The organism is Streptomyces bauhiniae (assembly GCF_004784475.1).
Classification (GTDB): Bacteria; Actinomycetota; Actinomycetes; order Streptomycetales; family Streptomycetaceae; genus Streptomyces; species Streptomyces seoulensis.
Genome location: NZ_SRRT01000001.1, coordinates 41,733 through 64,697 on the forward strand (window position 1 = coordinate 41,733; position 22,965 = coordinate 64,697).

Genomic DNA, 22,965 nt, shown 5'->3' on the forward strand with positions numbered 1-22,965 from the left:
TCACCGTGGTCCGCACGCCGGGTGTGGCAGGCGTGGGGCGGGCGCACCTGAACGGCCCACCGCCGCTCGCGTACGCGCGGGGCACGGGGTGTGCTGCTGCCAGGGGGATTCCGACGGAGGTGGGCCGGCATGGCGGATCGGGAGCCGGGCGACGACCTGGCCCGGCTGCGGGAGCGGGTCGACGCGCTGGAGTCCCGGCCGCGTGCCCGGCACCGGATGCGTTCTGTGTGCGCGGCCGTGCTGATCGTCCTCGGCTGCCTGCTCGCGCCCCTGGCCTTGGTCGCCACCTGGACGGCCGACCTGGCGGACGACACCGACCGGTACGTCGCCACCGTCGCGCCCCTCGCCCACGACCCGGCCGTGCAGGACGCCGCCGCCGACCGGATCACCGGGGCGCTGATGCAGTACCTGGACCTGGCCGGCCTGCTGAAGGAGGCCGCTCCTTCCGACCGGCCCCTGTTGGAGAAGGCCCTCGGCGTGCTCGGGGGCTCGCTGGACGACGCGGTGTCCGGGTTCGTCCGGGACAAGTCCCGCGAGGTCGTCGCCTCCGAGACCTTCGCCCGCTTCTGGACCGACGCCAACCGGCAGCTCCACACCACGGTCGACAAGGCGCTGACCGGCAGCGGCGGGGGAGCGGTACGGATCGAGGGCGACGCGGTGACGGTCGATCTGGCGCCGGTCATCGAGGAGGTCAAGTCCCGGCTGGTGGACGCGGGTCTGAAGCCCGCGGCGAAGATCCCGGACGTGCATACCGACTTCACGGTCCTGCGCACCGAGAAGGTCGCCGACCTCCAGTCCTGGTTCCGGCTGCTCCAACTGGCGGGCGTCTGGCTGCCGGTGATCGCCGCGCTGTTCCTCGCGGGCGGGGTCCTGCTCGCCGTACGCCGTCGCCGCGCCCTGGTCGCGGCGGCCCTCGGCTTCGCCGTCACCGCCCTGCTGCTGGGCGTCGGCCTCACCGTCTTCCGTGCCTTCTACCTGGACGCGCTGCCCGCCTCGGTCTCCCAGCCCGCCGCCGGCGCGGTCTACGACACCCTGACCCGCTTCCTGCGCACGGCGGTACGCGCGGTGATCGCCCTCGGCGTGATCCTCGCCCTCTCCGCCTGGCTCAGCGGCCCCGGCCGCCACGCCTCCGCCCTCCGCCAGATCTGGCACGCGGGCATCGGCGCGGCCCGCACCCAGACCGACCGCCTCGGCCTCCACACCGGCCCGGTGGGGCCCTTCCTCCACCGCCACCGCGTCCTGCTCGGCTGGCTGCTGGTGGCGGGGGCGGTGGTGGCGTTCGTCTTCTGGCCGCATCCGACGGGCTGGGTGGTGGTGGGGCTGGCGCTGGCGTTGCTGTTCGCGTTGGCGGTGGTGGACTTCGTGGGGGCGGGCTGACCTTTCAGACGGCGTTGCGGCCGCCGTCCACGTCGAGCGTGGCGCCGGTGATGTAGCCGGAGCGGTCGGAGGCGAGGAAGCCGACCAGTTCGGCGATCTCCTCGGGCTCCGCGACCCGGCCCAGCGGAGCGGCGGCGGCGATCTGCTCGACCACCTCCGGGTCGCCCATCGAGGTCCGTACCGGCCCCGGCGCGACGGTGTTCACCCGCACCCCGCGCCCGCCGAACTCGGCGGCCCACGCCCGGGTCAGCGCGTGCAGGGCGGCCTTGCTGGCGCTGTAGGCGGCGGCGCCGGACATGCCCAGGTCGGCGGCGATGCTGCCGATGTTGACGATCGCGCCGTTCTTGTTCTCCAGCATGGCCGGCACGAAGGCGGCGACCAGCAGGAAGGGGGCGCGCACATTGGTCGCCCAGGTGGCTTCCAGGTCCTCCCTCGGGAAGGTCTCGGTGGGCGCCCAGAGGGCGAACCCGGCGTTGTTGACGAGGATGTCGATGTCACCGGCCTCCTGCCGCAGCGCGGTGATCTGCGCGGGGTCGCCGACATCGGCGCGGACGAAGCGGGCGGTGCCGCCGGCGTCGGTGATCCGCCGTACGACGGCGGCGCCGCGTGCGTCGTCGCGGCCGACGACGATCACCTCCGCGCCGTGTGCCGCGAGGTGGCGGGCGGTTGCCGCGCCGATCCCGCTGGTGGCGCCGGTGACGAGGGCGCGCCTGCCGGTGAGTTCAGGGGTGTGCTCGGACATGCGTCTCTCCGATGCTCGCTGCGTACGTATATCTGTAGCGATCGCTAAAGCACTGGGTTCTACACTGTATCGATCGCTAAGAAAAAGCAAGCCGGAGAATAGGGGCCGACGAGGATCGGGAGGACGGACATGCCAAGGGGCCGCAAGCGGGCGTTCGACAGGGACGCGGCGCTGGACATCGCCATGCACCTCTTCTGGCGGCAGGGGTACACCGGCACGTCGATAGCCGACCTCACGGCCGCCATGGGCATCAACCCGCCGAGCCTGTACGCGACCTTCGGCAACAAGCGCGCGCTGTTCGAGGAGGCGCTGAGCCGCTACGAGAAGGAGCGCTCCCGCACGCTCACCGAGGCGATGGCCGAACCCACCGCGCGCGAGGCGGTACTGAGCTTCCTGACCGGCACCGCCGAGGCCGCGACCCTCCCCGACCGCCCGGCGGGCTGCCTCACCGTGCAGGGGGGTCTCGCCTGCGGCGGCGAGGACGGCGAGATCGTCCAACTCCTCGCCACCAGCCGCGCCCGCACCCGCCAGGCCCTCCACGACCGCCTCGCCCAGGCCGTCACCGACGGCGACCTCCCCCCGACCACCGACTGCGCCGCCCTCGCCCGCTGCGTCGTCGCCACAGCCGAGGGCCTCAACGTGGAGGCATCCGCCGGAGCCACGCACCCCGAACTCACGGCAGCGGCGGAGGTGGGGGCACGGGTGATCCCGGCGCCGGAGCCGTCCCTGTAACCGATTGGACAGTGAGAGCATGCCCGGAGCCGATGAGTGGCCGACCGATTCCACAGGTGCGGAAGAGCCCTGGAAACCGTCCGGCAACGACGCCAACCTCAGCGCCTCTCCCGAGCCCGGCAAGTCGGGGAACGTTCCGCCGGGCGAGGATCTCGACCTGCATATCGGCTGGGACCGCTTCGAAAGCCTGGTCCTCGCCCTCTTGCGTGGAGTGCTCGGTCTGAGAGGGGTGAAGTTCCGCCGCTACGGCGTCCAGGGGCAGGCGCAACACGGCATCGACCTCGCCGGACGTGAGCCGGACGGTCACTACACCGTCATCCAGTGCAAGGAATACAAGACGTTCACCGCCGGCGACCTGCGGGATGCGGTGACCGTATTCGCCACCGGTCGGCGCCCGTTCGGCGCGCACCACCTGATCATCGCCACCTCGGCCGCCACGCAGTCTACCCAGGTAGCCGAGGAACTGGCCCGGCTCCAGGATCTGCACCACGATCTCGAACTCGACCTCTGGGGGGCCGAGCAGATCAACGATCACCTGCGCACCCAGGGCGATGTGGTTGCCCGCTTCTGGACCCGTGAGACGGCGGCGACTTTCTGTACCGGTGCGCCGCAGCCCGGAGTTCCCGTGCCGCTGCCCGACCGGCAGGAGCAGGCGGAGCGAATCCTGGTGGGCCCGTTGCGGACGAACGATGTCGCACCCGTCCTCCGGCAGGCGGACAGCCTGCGATCGACGGCGCCGGAGCAGTCCGCCCGATTGTACGGCGAGCTGGCGGACCGGCTTCACGACGAGGGTTTCCGCGGACACGCGGTCACCATGCGCGGCAAGCAACTGGACGCACTAGTGGCAGCCCGGCTCGTCGATCAAGCGATTGAACTGGCGGCCCATCTGGCGGTCACGGCTCTCCACTTCGGGGACCGTGTGGAGCCCCGGATGCTCCAGCGCCGTATCGAGGGGCTGACCGCGGACGCTGTACGGTCCGGGGAACAGCCGTCGGCCGGCGCACAGCGGCATGCCCGACTGGTGAGCAGCGCTGTCAGGAGCGTCCTTCATCCCCTCGGTGTCTTCCATGCCTTGAGGGCCGCACTGGAAGCTCCCTCCGCAGAGGAGCCGGCCTACCAACCCTTGCTGGTGCTGCTGTTGGCCGAGCATCTGCTCGCCTCGGACCCGGCTCAGTTGCAGGACTTGGAGACGCTCATCGACACCGCGATCGCGCACGCCGCTGAGCAGCCGATCGCACGGGTCACCGAGGACGCCGTCATCCGGCTGCGCTTGGTGCGCGCCGAGTACGACCCCGCTGAGCGCGCCGAACTCAAGCGACTGGCACGAAGGCACCTGGTGCCCGGTCGGCATGCGGCTCTGATCAACGCGCGTGAAGCCCGGCGCTGCGCCCTGGAGGGCCGTCCCGAAGAAGCCCTCGAGGGCTGGCGGGACGCGGTCTACGACGCCATTCATGCCGAGATGACCGAAGACGCAGCCTCCTGGCTCTACGCCGTCCGGGCGGTGAACGCGCAGTACGGACCGTTGACTTCGGCGCTCGATGACGAGCATCGGCTGGCCCAGGCTCTGCGCGCGACGGGGAGGGGGCGCCTGCTGGACCGGATGCGCTCGTTCCGGGAACACGCGCTGTCGGCCAGGGTGAAGGACAAGCCGGTCGAGGCGGTTCTTTCTGCGCGTCGCTGGCTCACCGACACCGTTATCACGGGAGACTGGGCCAGTGAGTTCGAGGCACTTGAGTTCCTCGGAGACCTCTACCGCGACAGTCACGAGCCATCGCTCGCCGCTCAGTATTACCAGCGTGCTGGAACCGCCAAGAAACTGACGGAACTCGCGGGTTCCACAGGTGACCTGATGCTGCCGCTGGGCCCCCTCGCCGATGCGCCCTGGTGGGTTCTTCGTGCTCGCGGGGCGATCGTAGAGGCGCAGGCGGACCTGATCGACGACGACTCGGCCGGCACACTGCTCACCGAGTTGACTGCTCTGGCCGAGCGGGGCAGGTCGGGCGAGCTGATGGACTCGCCCTTCGGCAACCTCACCCACCAGGCCACTCGCAGCGCCTGTGTACTCGCGGGGCGAGGCACACAGGAGCAGGCCACAGCCCTTCTGCAGCTCCTGGCTCCTGACGTGCCGCGAGATCCCCAGCATTACAGGCACTCCGACGACAGCCATGCGACTGCCTGCGTCACCATAGCCAAAGCCCATCCGGGCGCTGCGATGCCGGCTCTGACCCGGCTCTTCGACCTGGCGGAGGCCGGGGCGCACAAGGCGCTTCAACTTGTGGTGGACGACGAGGTGATCAGCTTGGTGGCGGCACCTGAGGAGCGGACTGAACCCGTCATGGCATCTGTCGCCCGTGAAGCGCTGACCGAGGAGGCCATGGCCGAACTACGCGCCAGGGTGGGCCGCCTGGACGACAACGGGCTCTATCTTGCGGATGTCGCGCGATCACTCGCTGATCCAGGCCATCCGGCTGTGCTGCAGCGCGCGGAACAGGCGCGGGACAGAATCCTCCGACGTCCTGACCCTGTACCGGGCGTCGCGGAGTTCGGGACCAGGTTGGTCTCTGATTCCTACCTGGTTCGCTGTCTCGACACGGAGGTCCGTACCGCCTGTCTCGACAAGCTCATGGCCGTCGCGAGTGATGCCGGTGAGGTGGCCGCGAGCAGGCGGGATGCCCTGATCGGGGCCCGCAACCTGGTGGCCGACCTGTCTGCCGACGTCCGGTGCCGAGTATTCGACACCGCCAAGGCATTCGTACTCGGAGGGCGGGACGGGAGCTACCTGGACGACGAGGTGACCGGCACGCCGCATCCGCTCAGCGCCTTCAAGGTGTTCAACGGCTCGGCGTCGCTGAGGGGAGAAGCGCTGCTCCTGGCCTCCGTCTCGGCCACGAGCCCGGAAGCGCACGCATGGGTGCGTGACCAAGCCATCGGCCTGCTCACCAGCAAGGACAGCGGCGACCTTCATTGCGCAGCCCTCACCCTCAGCTGGCTTACCGGGGACATCGCTGCCGAAGTCGACGCCAACCTCATGGCGGCACATCACCACGCCGGGGTACGGCAGGCCAGCGCGGTGCTGTGTCTGCGCCATCCCGCTCGATACCGGGACGCCGCCATGCGTCTGGCCGAGGACGGCGAGTACCGGGTCAGGCGCACTCTGGCCGAAGCGGCAGCCCACGCAGATCCCGAAGACTCCGGAACGGCGACAACCGTTCTGGAGGTCCTCGCCCGGGACGCACGTCACAGTGTCCGCGCCGCAGTCCGTCCTCGGCCGAACGCCTAACTCCGGAGCCCTCCGCTCACGGCCACACCAAGCAATAAGGCTGATGCCCCGCCTCATGCAACCGATGGCTGAAGTCCTGCCACTCGTGCAGGAGTTGGTAGACGTTGAAGGCGTCGCGGGGGCCGCCGCGGTCGGGGACCGTGGACCAGATGAAGGCGGCGGCGCCGACTGCTTCCTCGCCTATGTCCCGGAGGGGGTCGACGACGGTCATGGGGAGCTTGACGACGGCGTAGTCGGGGTGGAGGACGACGAGTTCGAGGGGCGGGACCTTGTGCAGGGGGACGCCCTCGATGCCGGTCAGCACCATCGCGGCCATCGTCTCCGGCTTGATCTTGGTGAACATGCCGTTCATGCCCAGCTCGTCGCCGCCGAGTTCCTCGGGACGCATCGAGATGGGGACGCGGGCGGCGGTCGCGCCGTCCGGCGCACCGAAGTATTTGTACGTCACCCCCACCCGACCACCATTTCTGCTCCCCGCCCCGAGGTCGGCGGTCCGGTCGTCCCGCTGGGGCTCACTCGGTAGACCCTGTACCTGATGCGCGTCGGCCTGACGTGTCTCGGTCGCTTCCTCCGCTTCGCGCCGGTGCCTTCCCCGCCGGGCTCGCCGAGGACCCAGGTCGTCAGTCCCCTCGCCCAGTCCGCCACCGCGATGCATATCTCCACCCGAGTGCTTTTCTAGGACGCGTGGCCCCCGCCGCGCAACCCGATCATCGTGTCAGTGACCTCCCCCACGGCCGCCCGCCGAAACGTGCGGTGAAACCGAAGTCCGCAGGATCTTCCCGGTCTCAGATCACTACGTGCCGCGGAGGTGTGTGTATCAGGTGTCAGTCTCGCAGATCGTGAAAGACCGGCCTCGAAGGTCGGCCGGATCGGCACCCCAAGAGCGCCCGCCCCCGCCCGGACGGGGCACGGCGCCGCCGCCGGGCCGCTCCGCCTACCCTGAGGGGGTCACCCGCCCACCGGAGTCCGAGAAGTCGGAGAAGCCGCACGTCATGAGCGAAACGCCCTACCCCTACGACGCGCCCGCCTCGCAGGCGCTCTTCGACCGCGCCTCCGAGGTCACGCCGGGTGGCGTGAACTCGCCGGTGCGCGCCTTCCGCGCGGTCGGCGGCACGCCCCGGTTCATGGTCTCGGGCAGCGGGCCGTACCTGACCGACGCCGACGGGCGGGAGTACGTCGATCTGGTGTGCTCCTGGGGTCCGATGATCCTGGGCCACTCGCACCCCGAGGTCATCGCCGCCGTCCAGGAGGCGGTCGCCCGCGGCACCTCCTTCGGTACGCCCGGTGAGGGCGAGGTCGCGCTCGCCGAGGAGATCGTCGCCCGCGTCGAGCCGGTCGAGCAGGTCCGGCTCGTCAGCAGCGGCACCGAGGCCACCATGTCGGCGATCCGGCTGGCCCGGGGGTTCACCCAGCGGTCCAAGGTGATCAAGTTCGCCGGCTGCTACCACGGCCACGTCGACTCCCTGCTGGCCTCCGCCGGCTCCGGCCTCGCCACCTTCGCGCTGCCCGACACCCCCGGTGTCACCGGCGCGCAGGCGGGCGACACCATCGTGCTGCCGTACAACGACCTGGAGGCCGTGCAGGAGGCGTTCCACCGGCACCCCGGCGAGATCGCCTGCGTGATCACCGAGGCGTCGCCGGGCAACATGGGCGTCGTCCCGCCGGAGCCCGGTTTCAACCAGGGCCTGAAGGACGCCTGCGCCAAGAACGGCGCGCTGTACATCTCCGACGAGGTGATGACCGGCTTCCGTACGAGCCGCGCCGGCTGGTACGGCGTCGACGGCGTGAAGCCCGACCTGATGACCTTCGGCAAGGTGATGGGCGGCGGCTTCCCCGCGGCCGCGTTCGGCGGGCGCGCTGACGTCATGGCGCACCTCGCCCCGGCCGGCCCGGTGTACCAGGCGGGCACCCTCTCCGGTAACCCGGTCGCCACCGCCGCCGGTCTCGCCCAGCTCCGGCTGCTGGACGACGCGGCGTACGACAAGGTCGACGCGGTGTCCGCGCAGATCCAGTCGCTGGTCACCGAGGCGCTGACCAAGGAGGGCGTGGCCCACCGGCTGCAGCACGCCTCCAACATGTTCTCGGTGTTCTTCACCGACCGGCAGGTGCGCACCTACGAGGACGCCAAGCGGCAGGAGTCGTTCCGCTTCACCGCGTTCTTCCACTCGCTGCTGGCGAACGGCGTGTACCTGCCGCCGTCGGCCTTCGAGTCCTGGTTCGTGTCCACGGCCCACGACGAGCGGGCCATCCAGAAGATCGCCGACGCCCTCCCGGCGGCGGCCCGAGCCGCCGCGGAGGCGACCGCGTGACCACCCCCGAGAGCAACACCGGTGAGAAGGACGTCACCGTCGTCCACCTGATGCGCCACGGCGAGGTGCACAACCCCGACGGCCTGCTGTACGGGCGGCTGTCCGGCTACCACCTCTCCGAGCTGGGCCGGAAGATGGCCGAGCGGGTCGCCGAGCACCTGGCCCCGCGCGACATCACCCAGGTGATCGCCTCCCCGCTGGAGCGGGCGCAGGAGACGGCCACCCCGATCGCCAAGGCGCACGGGCTCGACCTCGGCACCGACGCCCGGCTCATCGAGGCCGACAACGTCTTCCAGGGCAAGACCTTCGGTGTCGGCGACGGCGCGCTGCGCAACCCGGACAACTGGAAGCACCTGGTCAACCCGTTCAAGCCGTCCTGGGGCGAGCCGTACGTCGACCAGGTGGTGCGGATGATGGGCGCGCTGAACGCGGCCAAGGACGCGGCGCGCGGGCACGAGGCGGTGCTGGTGAGCCATCAGCTCCCGATCTGGATCGTGCGCAGCTACGTCGAGCGCCGCCGCCTCTGGCACGACCCGCGCAAGCGGCAGTGCACCCTGGCCTCGCTGACGTCCTTCACCTACCTCGGCGACAGGATCGTGTCCGTCGGCTACAGCGAGCCCGCGATCGACCTGGTCCCGGCGCATCTGCGCGCGGGGGCCAAGCCGCAGAAGGGCTCCGAGGTGCAGGGCAAGGCTTTCGGCGCCTGAACCGGCTGATCGAGGAACCTCCCCGTTCGTCACATCATCTGACTGTGTGAATCCAGTGAGTGTGACGAATCGGGGAGCTTCATGCAGACCATCACCCGGCGGGGAATACTCGGCCTCGGCGCGGGGGCGGCGGCGGCCGGACTCGTCGGCTGCGGTACCTCCGCATCCGTGGGCGGCGGCAAGCACCCCAGCGGTTCCGGCAGTCCCTCGCCGAGCCACACCCCCGCCAAGGCCCGCCCCATCGGCGACGGCTCCACCGCCTTCACCGGCAGGCAGCCCCACCAGCCCGCCCGCCCCGAGCCGCTGGAGCCGGGTCAGACCCCGCCCCAGTTCGTGGTCTTCTCCTGGGACGGCGCCGGCGAGGTCGGCAACGGCCTCTTCCCGCGCTTCCTGGACCTGGCCAAGGAGCACGGCGCGAGCATGACCTTCTTCCTCTCCGGGCTGTATCTGCTCCCCGAGTCGAAGAAGCGTCTCTACAACCCGCCGAACAACCCCCGAGGCGCCTCCGACATCGGCTACCTCAGCGACGAGCACGTCAAGGCCACGCTGACCAACGTGCGCCGGGCCTGGCTCGAGGGCCACGAGATCGGCACCCACTTCAACGGCCACTTCTGCGGCGGCTCCGGCACGGTCGGCAACTGGACGCCCGCCCAGTGGCGCAGCGAGATCGACCAGGCGAAGAAGTTCGTCACGGAGTGGCGCACCAACACCGGCTGGACCGACCTGCCCGCGCTGCCCTTCGACTACGACAAGGAACTGGTCGGCGGCCGCACCCCCTGTCTGCTCGGCCAGGACAACCTGCTGCCCACCGCGCGCGAGCTGGGCTGGCGCTACGACGCCTCCTCGCCCGGCGGCCGCCAGATGTGGCCGGTCAAGCGCCAGGGCATCTGGGACCTGCCGCTGCAGCAGGTGCCGTTCCCCGGCCACTCCTTCGAGGTGCTGTCCATGGACTACAACATGCTGGCCAACCAGTCGGTCAACTCCACCAAGGCCCCCTCCTACAACTACCCGGGCTGGCGCAAGCAGTCGGCGCAGGCGTACATCAGCGGCTTCCGGCGCGCGTACGAGACCAACCGGGCGCCGTTCTTCATCGGCAACCACTTCGAGGAGTGGAACGGCGGGATCTACATGGACTCCGTCGAGGAGGCGTTCCAGCACATCGCGCGCGAGAAGGAGAAGGGCGCCGATGTGCGGCTGGTCTCCTTCCGGCAGTTCACCGACTGGCTGGACGTCCAGCGGCCCGAGGTGCTGGCGAAGCTGCGCACCCTGGAGGTCGGCCAGAAGCCGGCCGGAGGCTGGAAGGGTTTCCTGGCAGAGTCGGGCACCAAGAGCGCCAGTCCCGGCGCCGCGTGACGATACGTCCGTAATGCCCGGTGTAAATGCCCCCTGGCAGGCACTTTTCGGCCCGGCAGGGGGGCGGGCGAAACCGCCGGAACCGCCATGCGAAACTTTTCACATGAGTACCCGTAGCCGCGCCGCCCTGCTCGGTGCCGTGGCCGCCGCCGCGGCCCTGACCCTGTCCGCGTGCGGCAGCGGCGGGACCTCCGGCGGTGGCGGCGACACCAACTTCGTCACCGGCAACAACGGCATCGACACCGTGAAGAAGGGCGAGCGCTCCCAGGCGCCCGCCCTGTCCGGGAAGACGATCGACGGCAAGACCGTGGACATCGCGGACTACCAGGGCAAGGTCGTCGTCCTCAACGTCTGGGGCTCCTGGTGCGGGCCGTGCCGGGAGGAGGCCAAGTACTTCTCCAAGGTCTCCAAGGCGTACGCCGACAAGGGCGTGCAGTTCGTCGGGATCAACACCCGCGACAGCAGCACCACCCCGGCCCTCGCCTTCGAGAAGGCCAACGGGATCACGTACCCGAGCCTGTACGACCCGACCGGCAAGCTGCTGCTCCGCTTCCCCAAGGGCACGCTCAACCCGCAGCTCATCCCGTCCACGCTGATCCTGGACCGGGACGGGAAGCCCGCCGCGCGGGCGCTGGAGGCGCTCGACGACACGGCCCTGCTGAAGATGCTCAAGCCGGTCCTCGCGGAGAAGTGACGTGAGCGCCCTGCTGACGCTCGCCGCCGTGACGAGCCGGAACGAGACCGTGCTCAACGGCGCCCTGCTGCTCGCCCTGCCCGTCGCGGTGCTGGGCGGTCTGGTCTCCTTCTTCTCGCCCTGCGTGCTCCCGCTGGTCCCCGGCTACCTCTCCTACGTGACCGGCGTCACCGGCACCGACCTCGCCGACGCCCGGCGCGGCCGGATGACCGCCGGTGCCTCCCTCTTCGTCCTCGGCTTCACCGTGGTGTTCGTCTCCGGCGGCGCCCTGTTCGGGTACTTCGGGCAGACCCTCCAGGGCTACAAGGACGTGCTCACCCATGTCCTGGGCGTCCTGATGATCCTGCTCGGCATCTTCTTCATGGGCCTGATGCCCTGGCTGACCCAGCGCGAGTTCCGCTTCCACAAGCGCCCCGCGACCGGCCTGATCGGTGCGCCGGTGCTCGGCGCGCTCTTCGGGATCGGCTGGACGCCCTGCATCGGCCCGACCCTCGCCTCCGTCGTCGCCCTCTCCTCCCAGCAGGCGAGCGCGGGCCGGGGCGCGATACTGACCGTCGCGTACTGCCTCGGGCTCGGCGTGCCCTTCGTGCTCACCGCGATCGCCTTCCGCAAGGCGCTCGGCGCCTTCGGCTGGGTCAAACGCCACTATGTCTGGGTGATGCGCGCCGGCGGCACGATGATGATCGTGACCGGCGTGCTGCTGCTGACCGGTGCCTGGGACAGCCTGGTGCAGCAGATGCAGACCTGGTCCGACGGCTTCTCTGTGGGGATCTGAACGATGAGCGACACCGAAACCGAGCAGAGCCGGGACCAGGAGGGTCTCGGCGCGGCCGGACAGCAGCTCTCCACCGCGCCCCAGGAGGACACGAGCGTCCTGCCGGGCCTCGGCGTCATCGGCTGGGCCCGCTGGTTCTGGCGGCAGCTCACCTCCATGCGGGTCGCGCTGCTGCTGCTCCTGCTGCTCTCCCTCGGCGCGATCCCCGGCTCGCTGATCCCGCAGACGGCCGCCGACGCCAGCAAGGTCGACGCGTTCCGGGCGGCGCACACCACGCTGGCGCCGGTCTACGACAAGCTCGGGCTGTTCCACGTGTACAGCTCGGTGTGGTTCTCCGCGATCTACATCCTGCTGTTCGTCTCCCTCATCGGCTGCATCGTCCCGCGCACCTGGCAGTTCGTCGGCCAGCTCCGCGGCCGCCCGCCGGGCGCCCCCCGCCGCCTGGACCGGCTGCCGGCGTACACCACGTGGCGCACCACCGCCGACCCCGAGCAGGTACGCGCCGAGGCGCTCGCGCTGCTGAAGAAGCGCCGCTTCCGCGCGCACACCTCCGGTGACGCGGTCGCCGCCGAGAAGGGGTACCTGCGCGAGCTGGGCAACCTGGCCTTCCACATCGCGCTGATTGTGCTGCTGATCGCCTTCGCCTCCGGCCAGTTGTTCAAGTCCGACGGCACCAAGCTGGTGGTCGAGGGCGACGGCTTCTCCAACGCGCTGCCGATGTACGACGACTTCAAGTCCGGCAGCCTGTTCAGCAACGACGACCTCGTACCGTTCAGCTTCGACCTGAAGGACTTCAAGGGCACCTACGAGCTGTCCGGCCCCAACCGCGGCACCCCGCGCACCTTCGAGGCGAAGATCGACTACAGCGTGGGCGCGGACGGGAAGACCCGCCCCAAGACGGTCCAGGTCAACCAGCCGCTGAAGATCGAGGACTCCAAGGTCTACCTGGTCAGCCACGGCTACGCGCCCGTCATCACCGTCCGCGACGGCAAGGGCAAGGTGGTCTACCAGGACGCCGTGCCGCTGCTCCCGCTGGACGGCAACGTCACCTCGCAGGGCGTCATCAAGGTCATGGACGGCTACCACGACGCCAAGGGCCGGTACGACCAGCTCGGCATCCGGGCCTTCTTCCTGCCGACCTACGGCGGCGGCGCCGACGTCCTCTCCCAGTTCCCCGCGCTGCTCAACCCGGTGCTCAACCTGGAGCCGTACCACGGCGACCTCGGGGTGAACTCGGGGCTGCCGCAGAGCGTGTACCAGCTCGACAAGAAGCACATGAAGGGCTTCAAGGACGCCGACGGCAAGCAGCTCCGGGCCAACCTGAAGCCGGGGCAGACCATGAAGCTGCCCGGCGGGGCCGGCACCGTCACGTTCGAGAAGGACGTCAAGGAATGGGCCGGCTTCCAGATCGTCCAGGAGCCGGGCGGCGCCTGGGCACTGGGCGGCGCGGTCGCCGCGATCCTGGGCCTCGCCGCGTCCCTCTTCATCCAGCGCCGCCGGATCTGGGTGCGGGCCGTGCGCGGCGCCGACGGGGTCACGGTGGTCGAGATGGCCGGGCTCGGCCGCAGCGAGTCCGCCAAGGTCCCCGAGGAACTGGGCGACCTCGCCGGCACCCTGTACGACCGCGCGCCGGGCGCCCCCGACACCCACGAAGACGCATCCCACGCCGTACCTGCCGAAGGGGCTGAGCAGTGACTCTCGCCGCCGCAACCGATCTCGCCGCCGCGACCAACGAGCATCTGGCGAGCGTCAGCAACACGCTCATCTACTCCTCGATGGCCGTGTACACGCTGGCCTTCTTCGCCTACATCGCCGAGTGGCTGTTCGGCAGCCGCAGCAAGGTGGGCCGGACGGCCGCCGCGCTCACCGCCGACACCCAGCCGGCCAGGAGCGCGCCCGCCGTCACCGTGAAGCAGGCGGGCGGCACCACCGTGCTGGAGCGCCCGCAGGTCGTCGTGCGCTCCGCCGCCGGTGCCCGTGACGTGCCGGACGGCCCCGGCGCCCACGGCGGCGACGCCCAGGGCGACATGTACGGCCGGATCGCGGTCTCCCTCACCGTGCTCGCCTTCCTGGTGGAGCTGGCCGGTGTGGTGGCCCGCGCGGCCTCCGTGCAGCGCGCCCCCTGGGGCAACATGTACGAGTTCAACCTGACCTTCTCCACCGTCGCGGTCGGCGTCTACCTGGGCCTGCTCGCATGTAAGAAGAACGTCCGCTGGCTCGGCCTGTTCCTGATCACCACGGTCCTGCTGGACCTCGGCCTCGCCGTCACCGTGCTCTACACCGCCAGCGACCAGCTCGTCCCGGCGCTGCACTCGTACTGGCTGTACATCCACGTCTCCACCGCCATCTTCTGCGGCGCGGTGTTCTATGTGGGCGCGGTCGCCACGATCCTGTACCTCTTCAAGGACTCCTACGAGAACAAGCTGGAGAACGGCGGCACGCCGGGGACCTTCGCCCGCTCGGTGCTGGAGCGGCTGCCCGCCTCGGCCTCGCTGGACAAGTTCGCCTACCGGGTCAACGCGGCCGTCTTCCCGCTGTGGACGTTCACGATCATCGCGGGCGCGATCTGGGCGGGCGACGCCTGGGGCCGGTACTGGAACTGGGACCCCAAGGAGACCTGGTCCTTCATCACCTGGGTCGCCTACGCCTGCTATCTGCACGCCCGCGCCACGGCCGGCTGGAAGGGCCGCAAGGCCGCCTACCTGGCGATGATCGCCTTCGGCTGCTGGCTGTTCAACTACTACGGCGTCAACATCTTCGTCAGCGGCAAGCACTCGTACGCGGGCGTCTGAGCCTAAGGTCGTAGAGACTGGGCTCATGCACGGTTCCATCGAACAGGGCATGAGCCAGACGCACGGCAACACGCACATCCGGCACTTCCTGGTGCGGCTGCCGAAGTCCATGGAGGAGGTCTGGCCCGCGGTGGCCGAGGCCGGGGGCCTGTCCGCCTGGTGCACCCCGGTCGACGTGCTCGAACCCCGCCTGGACGGCACGGTCGCGCTGCGCGACCTGGGTGCCGGGCGGGTCACCGCCTGGGACGTGGACCGGGTCGCGGAGTACACCGTCGAGGGCGGCGGCCGGCTCCGCTTCCACCTCGAACGCGACGGCGAGCGGGGCAGCACCCTGCGCTTCACCCACGAGTACCAGGGCGAGGGCGCCTCGGAGGCGGAGTGGCGCAGCCGCTTCGAACGCCTGATCGAACAGGTGGGCTAGCGGGTCCCCTCCTCGCCCAGCCCCGCCTTGAGCGCGTCCCGCAGCCGTGTCAGGCGGGCGATCTCCGCGTCCAGCAGAGCGATCCGCCGCTCCACCACCGGCGCGCCGACCGCCCCCTCCCGCTCCGGCGTCCCGCAGGGTCGGGTGTCCTCGGCCAGCAGGGGCAGGCGGTCCGCGATGGCGGCCAGGTCCGACACGGTCAGCCCGAGCGCCAGCAGCCGCCGGATCACCCCCAGCAGGGCCAGCTCGGCGGGGCCGTACTCCCGCTGTCCCGAGCCGGTGCGGGGCGGGGGAGGGAGCAGCCCCCGCTGCTCGTAGAAGCGCAGCGCCCGCGGGGTCGTCCCCACGGCCGCCGCCGCGTCCCCGATCCTCATGCCCCACCCGCCCGTCAGTCCTACGGCAGCTCCACCACGACCGTGCCCGCATACTGCCCGGCCACCAGCCCCGCCAACGCCTCCGGAGCCCGGCCGATCCCCGCGACCCGCGTGACGGGGAACCGAATCTCCCCGGAGCGCAGCCAGCCGCCGAACCGCCCGGCCCACTCCTCCTCCACCCCCGGATGCAGCGAGCCGCGGTACCCGGTGAGCGTCACACCCCGCACGACCAGCCGGAAGCCGTCCAGCTCCACCGGGGCCGAGGCCCCCGCGCCCTGGGCCGCAAGCTGCCCCGCCAGCGCGCCGACCAGCGCGAACCGCGCCCCCACCCGCGCCGCCTCCACCGCCGCCGCGAGCTGATGGCCGCCCACGGTGTCCAGCAGGACGTCGATCCCGTCCGGCGCGGCCTCGGCCAGCCCCGCCGCGAAGGCACCGGGGTCCGTGCGCGTCCCGGCGGTGACCACCGCGTCGAAGCCAAGCTCCTCGACCAGCCGGGCGGCCTTCGCCGGGGAACCGGTGGTGCCGATCACCCGTGCCGCGCCCAGCAGCCGGGCGATCTGCCCCGCCAGCGAGCCCACCCCGCCGGCCGCGCCGGTGACCAGCACGACGTCGCCCGCGCGCACCGGCGCGGTACGGGTGAGCGCGCCGTAGGCGGTGGAGCCGGAGGAGAGCGCGGCGAGCGGGTCGGGCAGCGCGGGGTCGACCGGCGCGCACGCGGCCACCGGGACCAGGGCGTACTCGCGCCAGCCGAGCGGATGCGTCACCAGCTCGCCCGGCCGGAACGTTCCCGCCCCCGCCACGACCTCGCCCACGGCCGGACCGAACAGGGGGTCACCGGGACGCAGTCCGGGCACCGGGGTGTCGCGCGCGGCGCCGCCGATCAGGGTGCGCAGGCCGGCGAAGACCTGGAACGCCCGGTTGCGGACGAGTACATGGCCGGGCGCGGGCGTGGGGACGGGCACCTCGGCGACCGTCAGGTCACCGGGCACGGGCAGCCCGTCGGGGACGGCGGCGAGGCGTACCTCACGGGCGGTGGCGGGCGGGGCCGAGGGCATGGGCGTCTCCTGCGGGGACGGGCGGCAAGGGCCCGGCGACGCTAATCCCTGCCCCGCGCGTCAGGGGCAAGCCCGCTCAGGCCGGCGGCGTCGACATCAGGTCCCGCAGGCGCTCCACGTACAGGCCCATGTTCTTGGCGGCCACGTCCGTGTCCGGGTGGCGGCTGGCCAGCCAGAGGCCGTCGTGGACCCGGTTGACCCAGACGCAGACCTGGTCGCCGTACGACACCCGGAGCAGGGCGTGGGCGTTCTGCTCCGCCCAGCGGGCGGCGCCGGGGATGCCGCGGGTGTCGACGAAGGAGACGATCGAGTACAGGTCCGGGGACGTGGGCCGGAAGTCCGCGCCGAGCAGGCTCAGCACGCGGGCCAGCGGCATCCGGGCCAGGGTGCGGTTGGCCTGGAGCTGCGCCCGGACCGCGCGCAGGGTGGCGGTCAGGTCGGGGGCGTTCTCCAGCGGCACCTCGATGGGGGCGCCGCCGACGAACCAGCCCACCGAGTCGCTCCACTGCGACTTCACCCGGGTGTGGAACGGCACCACCGTCCGGTACACCGACTGCTCGCCCAGCTCCTGCACGATCAGCGCGGTCGCCGCCAGCAGCCCGACCAGGCTGCCCCCGTACGGCCGGCAGTACGCCTCGAACGCGGCCGCCGCCTCCGCGTCCACCAGCGGCTCGCAGATCATCCGCTGCGGCGGCAGCCGGCCGCCCGGCTCCACGCCCAGCTCCACCGGGAACGAGGGCAGCGTGCCGTCGCAGCGGCGGATGAACTCCCGCCAGCGGGCCACCGTCTCGTGCTCGCCGTCCAGCCGGTCGGCGTCCGCCCGCTCGATCTCGCAGAAGTCCACGTAACTGGCGGCCGGGGTCCGCACCACCGGCCCGCGCCCCTCGACGCCCGCCGTGTACAGCTCCTCGATCTCGGCCGGGATGCCGTGCAGCGAGTAGGCGTCCACATTGCTGTGGTCGAAGGCGAGGAAGACGGTGGCCGAGTCGTCCCGCACCACGGCCGCGTAGATCAGGTTGGGCCAGCGCAGCGCGTCCGCGACCGTGTCGAACCGGGACTGCAGATGCGCGGTCAGCGCGGCCGCGTCCGTGAACTCGCCCCCCGCCTCCCGGTGCAGGGTGACGTCCCCGGCGTCCAGGGTGAAGCGGCGCAGCTCCTCCCCGTCCGCGCCGGCCCAGCGGAAGCCGCTGCGCAGGGTCTCGTGCCGGACCGTCCAGGCCCGCAGGGACTCCTCGAGCACATCGAGGTCGACCGGGCCGGCGAGGTCGAAGGAGGTACCGAGCCAGGTCGGCACGAACAGGCCGTCCTCCCGGACGTGCCGGGCCGTGCGGATGTGCGACTCCTGGATGTAGGCGGGCGGGCGGGAGTCCTCCGGCAGGCCGTGCGCCGTGGCGACGGTCGCCGGACTCAGCGTCCACTCGACGAGCCGCCCCGGCCGGACCTCGCAGCGCTGGATGTCAGTGATTCGCACGCGTCTCCGATCGCAGAAGGGGACCCCGGTGTGGTGGGGCCCCCGTCAAGGGAATGCCGTCGCATGCGGTCCGGACATGCCCACGCGGGGCTTTTCAGCGGAACGGATGGCGGGCCGAACGCGTGACCGTGCGCGCCGTCAGCCCCCGGCTCAGTCCCCGACGACCCCGATGTCCTCGTTCCACAGTTCGGGATTCTCCGCCGCGAACTCCCGCAGCAGCGCGCCGCATTCGGGATCGTCCAGCAGCACGACCTCCACCCCGTGCGCGGCCAGCCACGCGTGCCCGCCGCTGAAGGTCCCCGCCTCCCCGACCACCACCCGCGAGATCCCGAACTGCCGCACCAGCCCGGAGCAGTACCAGCACGGGGACAGCGTGGTCACCATCGTCGTCCCCCGGTACGACCGCCGCCGCCCCGCGTCCCGGAAGGCCGCCGTCTCCGCGTGCGTCGCCGGGTCCCCGTCCTGCACCCGCCGGTTGTGCCCCCGCCCGAGCACCTCGCCGCCCGGCCCGTAGAGCGCGGCCCCGATCGGAATGCCACCCTCCGCATGCCCCGCCCGCGCCTCCGCGACGGCGGTACGCAGCCAGTCCCGCGCCAGCTCCAGATCCATGGGGGCACTGTCCCCGTACCGGTGCGGGGACCAAACGCGCCTACACCCGCAGCAGCAGCTTGCCCGTGCTCGTCCGGCTCCCCATCAACCGGTGCGCCCCGGCCGCCTCCGCCAGCGGGAACTCGGCGGTGACCGGCAAGGACAGCCCGGTCCCGGCCGCCCTGGCGAACGCCGCGTCGGCCAGGGCGCGCAGGGTGTCCGGCGCCGTGGCCGCCAGGGTGAGGATGGAGAAGCCCGCGACCGAGACGCCCCGCGGGTACAGCTCGCCGGGGCCCACGCTCCACGCGCCGGACGAGCCCGCGTCCCCGTAGGAGACCAGGCGGCCGAAGGGGGCCAGCACGGTCAGGCCCGCGCGCACCGAGTCACCGCCCACCGGGTCCAGGACCAGATCGACCCCGCGCCCGCCGGTGGCCTCCCGTACCGGGTCCTCGAAGGCGCCGACGAAGACCTCGTCGTAGCCGTGCTCCTTGGCGTACGCGGCCTTCGCCGCCGAGGAGACCACGCCGTACACCGCCCCGGCGCCGGCCGCCCGCGCCAACTGGCCGGCCGCCGTGCCGACGCCGCCCGCCGCGCCGTGGACCAGGACCGATTCGCCGGGCTGGAGGCGGCCGACGGTGTGGATCAGGGCGTAGGCCGTGGGCACCACCGCGGGCAGGGTCGCCGCCGTGCGCAGGTCGGTGCCGGCGGGGACGGCGAACACCGCCGACGCCTCGGCGACGGCCACCTCGGCGTACCCGCCGCCCGCCACGAGCGCGGCCACCTCCTGGCCGACGGCGAGCCCCTCGACACCCGCGCCGAGCGCCCGCACCCGGCCGGAGACCTCCAGGCCGGGCCGGAACGGCAATTGCGGCACCCGGTACCCCTCCGCGCGGGCCTTCAGGTCGGCGAAGTTCACCCCCGCGTACGCCACGTCGACGCTCACCTGGCCGGGGCCGGGCTCGGGCACCTCGGCCGGGACCACCTCCAGTACCTCGGGACCGCCGTACCCCTGGATCTCGATCGCGCGCATGCCAGACTCCCCGGTCGCCACCCGAAACGGGTGTTCAATGAAAGGCGAACACTCGCGACTGTATGATTCTCATCGAACACTTGGCAAGCGGAGCCGCGCGGAACGGGCGCGGCGGCGAGGAGGACGGCATGGCCGCGACCGGGCACCGGGCCGCCCCCGAGCACACCCATCCCGACGACGTGACGGTGGCGAACGCCCTGGCCGCGCTGGCCGATCCCGTGCGCGGCACCCTGGTCCGGGAGCTGGCCGGGTCCGCCGACTGGACCCGCACCTGCGGCAGCTTCGACGTCCCCGTCGGCAAGGCGGCCCTCAGTCACCACTTCACCGTGCTGCGGGCGGCCGGGCTGGTCGAGCAGCGCGACGAGGGCGCCCGGCGCGTCAACCGGCTCCGGCGCGCCGAGTTCGAGGCGCGGTTCCCCGGCCTGCTGGACCTGGTCCTCAGGGGCGACTGAGCCGAGCCGCCCGCCGGATCACTCCGTGCCCGGCTCGTCCTTCTTCAGCGAGCGCAGGAAGTCCGGGTTGTCGTCGGGGGCCACCCAGGTCGCGGCGGGACCGGCCGCCTGGCGGACCTTGCCGGTGATCAGCCAGGCCAGCGGGCCGACCAGGACCTCGCCGAAGAGCAGCACGATGAACACCCAGGCCACCTTGGGCAGGTGGCGGACCTCGTCCTCGGGGGTGTTCAGACAGTCCACGAACGCGTAGATCCACAGGGCCAGGACCAGCAGGAACGGCAGATACCTGAGCATGGTCGCGCGATCTCCTCAACGGTCTGGACGGCCCCGGTGACCGGGCCAGCGTAGCCGGTGGCCGATACTGGGACACATGGCTTACGACGATCTTCGCTCCCTGCTGCGGGCGCTGGAGCGCGAGGGAGACCTCAAGCGCATCAAGGCCGAGGTGGACCCCTACCTGGAGGTCGGTGAGATCGTCGACCGGGTGCAGAAGGCCGGCGGACCGGCGCTGCTCTTCGAGAACGTCAAGGGCTCCGCGATGCCCCTGGCGATGAACGTCTTCGGCACCGACCGCCGCCTGCTCAAGGCGCTCGGGCTCAAGTCGTACGCGGAGATCTCCGACAGGATCGGCGGGCTGCTGCGGCCCGAGCTGCCGCACGGCTTCGTCGGCGTCCGCGAGGCGTTCGGCAAGCTCGGCGCGATGGCGCACGTACCGCCGAAGAAGGTCAAGGGTGACCACGCGCCCGTCCAGGAGGTCGTCCTCACCGGTGACGACGTGGACCTGGACATGCTCCCGGCCCTGTTCACCTGGCCCCAGGACGGCGGGTCCTTCTTCAACCTCGGGCTCACCCACACCAAGGACCCCGACACCGGCGTCCGCAACCTCGGTCTGTACCGGCTCCAGCGGCACGACAAGCGCACCATCGGCATGCACTGGCAGATCCACAAGGACAGCCGGAACCACTACGCGGTCGCCGCCCGCCGGGGTGAGCGGCTGCCGGTCGCCATCGCCTTCGGCTGCCCGCCCGCCGTCACCTACGCCTCCACCGCGCCGCTGCCCGGCGACATCGACGAGTACCTGTTCGCCGGGTTCATCGCGGGCAAGCGGATCGAGATGGTCGACTGCAAGACCGTCCCGCTCCAGGTGCCGGCCAACGCCGAGGTCGTCATCGAGGGGTGGCTGGAGCCGGGCGAGATGCTGCCCGAGGGGCCGTTCGGCGACCACACCGGGTTCTACACCCCGCAGGAACCGTTCCCCGCGCTGAAGATCGACTGCGTGACGATGCGGAAGCGGCCGCTGCTGCAGTCCATCGTGGTCGGCCGGCCGCCCACCGAGGACGGGCCGCTCGGCCGGGCGACGGAGCGGTTCTTCCTGCCGCTGCTGAAGATCATCATCCCGGACATCGTGGACTACCACCTCCCCGAGGCGGGCGGCTTCCACAACTGCGCGATCGTCTCGATCGACAAGAAGTACCCGAAGCACGCGCAGAAGGTGATGTCCGCGATCTGGGGCGCGCACATGATGTCGCTGACCAAGCTGATCGTGGTCGTCGACTCCGACTGCGATGTGCACGACCTGCACGAGGTCGCCTGGCGGGCGCTGGGCAACACCGACTACGCCCGTGACCTGGTGGTCGCCGAAGGCCCCGTCGACCACCTCGACCACGCCTCCTACCAGCAGTTCTGGGGCGGCAAGGCGGGCATCGACGCGACGAAGAAGTTGCCCGAGGAGGGCTACACGAGGGACGGGGGCTGGCCGGAGATGGTCCTGTCCGACCCCGCCACGGCGGCGCTGGTGGACCGGCGCTGGAAGGAATACGGACTGTGAGTACCGCTGCCGCCGTCCCCCAGCCGGGGCGCACCAAAGCCTTCCTGCGCCTGGTGATGATCGAGCACTCGGTCTTCGCGCTGCCCTTCGCGTACATCGCCTCGCTGACCGCCATGTACCAGTGGGACAAGAACATCCACTGGGCGCGGCTGCTGCTGGTCACCATCTGCATGGTCGGCCTGCGGACCTTCGCCATGGCGGTGAACCGGATCATCGACCGCGAGATCGACGCCCGCAACCCGCGCACCGCCCACCGCGAGCTGGTCACCGGCGCGATGTCGGTACGGCACGCGTGGACCGGCGCGCTGGTCGCGTTGGTGGTCTTCCTCGGCTCGGCCGCGCTGCTGAACCCGCTGTGCCTGGCGCTGGCGCCGATCGCGGTGATCCCGATGGTGGTCTATCCGTACGGCAAGCGGTTCACCAACTTCCCGCAGGCCATCCTCGGCATCGCGCAGGCGATGGGCCCGGTCGGCGGCTGGCTGGCGATCTCCGGGACCTGGTCCTGGGACGCGGTGATCCTGGGTCTCGCGGTCGGCATCTGGATCGGCGGTTTCGACCTGATCTACGCCTGCCAGGACGTGGAGACCGACCGCGAGGTCGGCGTGAAGTCGGTCCCGGCCCGCTTCGGCATCCCGGCCGCGATCTGGGGCGCGCGCGCCTGCCACACCCTCACGATGGCCCTCTTCGCCTGGTACGCCGTCCTCACCCACGCGGGCCCGTTCTTCTGGCTGGGCCTGGTCATCGTGGGTTCGGCCTTCGTCTACGAACACCGCATCGTCCGCCCCCACGACCTGTCCCGCCTGAACCGGGCGTTCTTCCAAGTCAACGGGTTCATCGGGATCGCCCTGTTCGTGTGCGCGCTGCTCGATCTGCTCGTCCGGGGGCTGACGGTCTGACCAAGGGGGTCTGACCAAGGCACCCCCTGGGGCCCACCCGGCCTGAGCACCGTGCGGCGCGCCGGTACTCTCAAGGTGTGAACGCAGGA

The 22,965-nt window shown here is 71.3% G+C and carries 22 protein-coding genes; 14 read left to right on the top strand and 8 right to left on the bottom strand.

All coding sequences use genetic code 11. From position 1 onward, the window contains the following. Window positions 1-129 precede the first annotated feature (129 nt). Window positions 130-1,377 (top strand): hypothetical protein, encoded by a 1,248-nt coding sequence (locus E5083_RS00210; protein ID WP_135783586.1) that lies wholly within the window; start codon window positions 130-132, stop codon window positions 1,375-1,377. 4 nt (window positions 1,378-1,381) lie between these two features. On the opposite strand, the gene E5083_RS00215 is transcribed toward E5083_RS00210, so the two are convergent. Beyond that, the gene (locus tag E5083_RS00215) at window positions 1,382-2,119 is read right to left on the bottom strand and encodes an SDR family NAD(P)-dependent oxidoreductase (protein WP_135783587.1); all 738 of its coding nucleotides are present in this window, start codon (window positions 2,117-2,119) and stop codon (window positions 1,382-1,384) included. A gap of 129 nt (window positions 2,120-2,248) precedes the next feature. On the opposite strand from E5083_RS00215, the gene E5083_RS00220 reads away from it, so the two are divergent. Then, on the top strand, window positions 2,249-2,851 hold the full coding sequence (locus tag E5083_RS00220) for a TetR/AcrR family transcriptional regulator (RefSeq protein WP_167513423.1): 603 nt from the start codon (window positions 2,249-2,251) through the stop codon (window positions 2,849-2,851). 19 nt (window positions 2,852-2,870) lie between these two features. Next, window positions 2,871-6,131 (top strand): PDDEXK family nuclease, encoded by a 3,261-nt coding sequence (locus E5083_RS00225; RefSeq protein WP_244317341.1) that lies wholly within the window; start codon window positions 2,871-2,873, stop codon window positions 6,129-6,131. A 16-nt stretch (window positions 6,132-6,147) separates the two neighbouring features. Here the strand turns inward: E5083_RS00225 and E5083_RS00230 are convergent, their stop codons facing one another. Further along, complete coding sequence (locus E5083_RS00230; RefSeq protein ID WP_010353923.1) at window positions 6,148-6,585, bottom strand: hypothetical protein; 438 nt, start codon at window positions 6,583-6,585, stop codon at window positions 6,148-6,150. 538 nt (window positions 6,586-7,123) lie between these two features. Between E5083_RS00230 and hemL the strand changes: the two genes are divergently transcribed. The 8 genes from hemL (at window position 7,124) to E5083_RS00275 (ending at window position 15,182) form a co-directional block, all read left to right on the top strand. Next, window positions 7,124-8,440, top strand: a complete 1,317-nt coding sequence (gene hemL, locus E5083_RS00240) for a glutamate-1-semialdehyde 2,1-aminomutase (protein WP_135783589.1) — start codon at window positions 7,124-7,126, stop codon at window positions 8,438-8,440. Window positions 8,441-8,490: 50 nt separating this feature from the next. Continuing rightward, window positions 8,491-9,147: a histidine phosphatase family protein gene (locus E5083_RS00245; protein WP_135784367.1), complete on the top strand. Its 657-nt coding sequence runs from the start codon at window positions 8,491-8,493 to the stop codon at window positions 9,145-9,147. A gap of 81 nt (window positions 9,148-9,228) precedes the next feature. After that, window positions 9,229-10,500: a polysaccharide deacetylase family protein gene (locus E5083_RS00250; RefSeq protein WP_135783590.1), complete on the top strand. Its 1,272-nt coding sequence runs from the start codon at window positions 9,229-9,231 to the stop codon at window positions 10,498-10,500. Window positions 10,501-10,603: 103 nt separating this feature from the next. Then, window positions 10,604-11,194, top strand: a complete 591-nt coding sequence (locus tag E5083_RS00255; protein WP_167513424.1) for a TlpA family protein disulfide reductase — start codon at window positions 10,604-10,606, stop codon at window positions 11,192-11,194. A gap of 1 nt (window position 11,195) precedes the next feature. Next, entirely contained in the window at window positions 11,196-11,969 is a 774-nt protein-coding gene (locus E5083_RS00260) for a cytochrome c biogenesis CcdA family protein (protein ID WP_208753893.1), read from the top strand. Between the two features lie 3 nt (window positions 11,970-11,972). Beyond that, the gene (resB, locus tag E5083_RS00265; RefSeq protein ID WP_135783591.1) at window positions 11,973-13,664 is read left to right on the top strand and encodes a cytochrome c biogenesis protein ResB; all 1,692 of its coding nucleotides are present in this window, start codon (window positions 11,973-11,975) and stop codon (window positions 13,662-13,664) included. Further along, entirely contained in the window at window positions 13,661-14,761 is a 1,101-nt protein-coding gene (ccsB, locus tag E5083_RS00270; RefSeq protein WP_135783592.1) for a c-type cytochrome biogenesis protein CcsB, read from the top strand. Before resB ends, ccsB begins: the two co-directional genes overlap by 4 nt. Window positions 14,762-14,786: 25 nt before the next feature. Further along, complete coding sequence (locus tag E5083_RS00275; RefSeq protein WP_135783593.1) at window positions 14,787-15,182, top strand: SRPBCC family protein; 396 nt, start codon at window positions 14,787-14,789, stop codon at window positions 15,180-15,182. Here E5083_RS00275 and E5083_RS00280 read toward each other — a convergent pair. The 5 genes from E5083_RS00280 to E5083_RS00300 form a co-directional block, all read right to left on the bottom strand. Then, the gene (locus tag E5083_RS00280; RefSeq protein WP_135783594.1) at window positions 15,179-15,556 is read right to left on the bottom strand and encodes a MerR family transcriptional regulator; all 378 of its coding nucleotides are present in this window, start codon (window positions 15,554-15,556) and stop codon (window positions 15,179-15,181) included. The two genes, E5083_RS00275 and E5083_RS00280, sit on opposite strands and share 4 nt — an antisense overlap. Window positions 15,557-15,576: 20 nt before the next feature. Further along, complete coding sequence (locus E5083_RS00285; protein WP_135783595.1) at window positions 15,577-16,611, bottom strand: MDR family NADP-dependent oxidoreductase; 1,035 nt, start codon at window positions 16,609-16,611, stop codon at window positions 15,577-15,579. A gap of 76 nt (window positions 16,612-16,687) precedes the next feature. After that, entirely contained in the window at window positions 16,688-18,082 is a 1,395-nt protein-coding gene (locus tag E5083_RS00290) for a condensation domain-containing protein (protein ID WP_135783596.1), read from the bottom strand. Window positions 18,083-18,232: 150 nt separating this feature from the next. Next, window positions 18,233-18,691: a nucleoside deaminase gene (locus E5083_RS00295; RefSeq protein ID WP_135783597.1), complete on the bottom strand. Its 459-nt coding sequence runs from the start codon at window positions 18,689-18,691 to the stop codon at window positions 18,233-18,235. A 40-nt stretch (window positions 18,692-18,731) separates the two neighbouring features. Continuing rightward, window positions 18,732-19,700: a quinone oxidoreductase family protein gene (locus E5083_RS00300; protein WP_135783598.1), complete on the bottom strand. Its 969-nt coding sequence runs from the start codon at window positions 19,698-19,700 to the stop codon at window positions 18,732-18,734. Between the two features lie 128 nt (window positions 19,701-19,828). Between E5083_RS00300 and E5083_RS00305 the strand changes: the two genes are divergently transcribed. After that, window positions 19,829-20,152, top strand: coding sequence for an ArsR/SmtB family transcription factor (locus E5083_RS00305; RefSeq protein ID WP_135784370.1), 324 nt, complete (start codon window positions 19,829-19,831; stop codon window positions 20,150-20,152). 18 nt (window positions 20,153-20,170) lie between these two features. Here E5083_RS00305 and E5083_RS00310 read toward each other — a convergent pair whose 3' ends face one another. Beyond that, the gene (locus tag E5083_RS00310; protein WP_135783599.1) at window positions 20,171-20,446 is read right to left on the bottom strand and encodes a PLD nuclease N-terminal domain-containing protein; all 276 of its coding nucleotides are present in this window, start codon (window positions 20,444-20,446) and stop codon (window positions 20,171-20,173) included. A 76-nt stretch (window positions 20,447-20,522) separates the two neighbouring features. Here E5083_RS00310 and E5083_RS00315 point away from each other — a divergent pair, with 76 nt between their 5' ends. Together E5083_RS00315 and mqnP are read left to right on the top strand one after the other, a co-directional pair. Continuing rightward, window positions 20,523-21,980, top strand: a complete 1,458-nt coding sequence (locus E5083_RS00315; RefSeq protein WP_135783600.1) for a menaquinone biosynthesis decarboxylase — start codon at window positions 20,523-20,525, stop codon at window positions 21,978-21,980. After that, entirely contained in the window at window positions 21,977-22,876 is a 900-nt protein-coding gene (mqnP, locus tag E5083_RS00320) for a menaquinone biosynthesis prenyltransferase MqnP (protein WP_135783601.1), read from the top strand. The genes E5083_RS00315 and mqnP overlap by 4 nt, the downstream gene beginning before the upstream one ends. Window positions 22,877-22,965 lie beyond the last annotated feature (89 nt).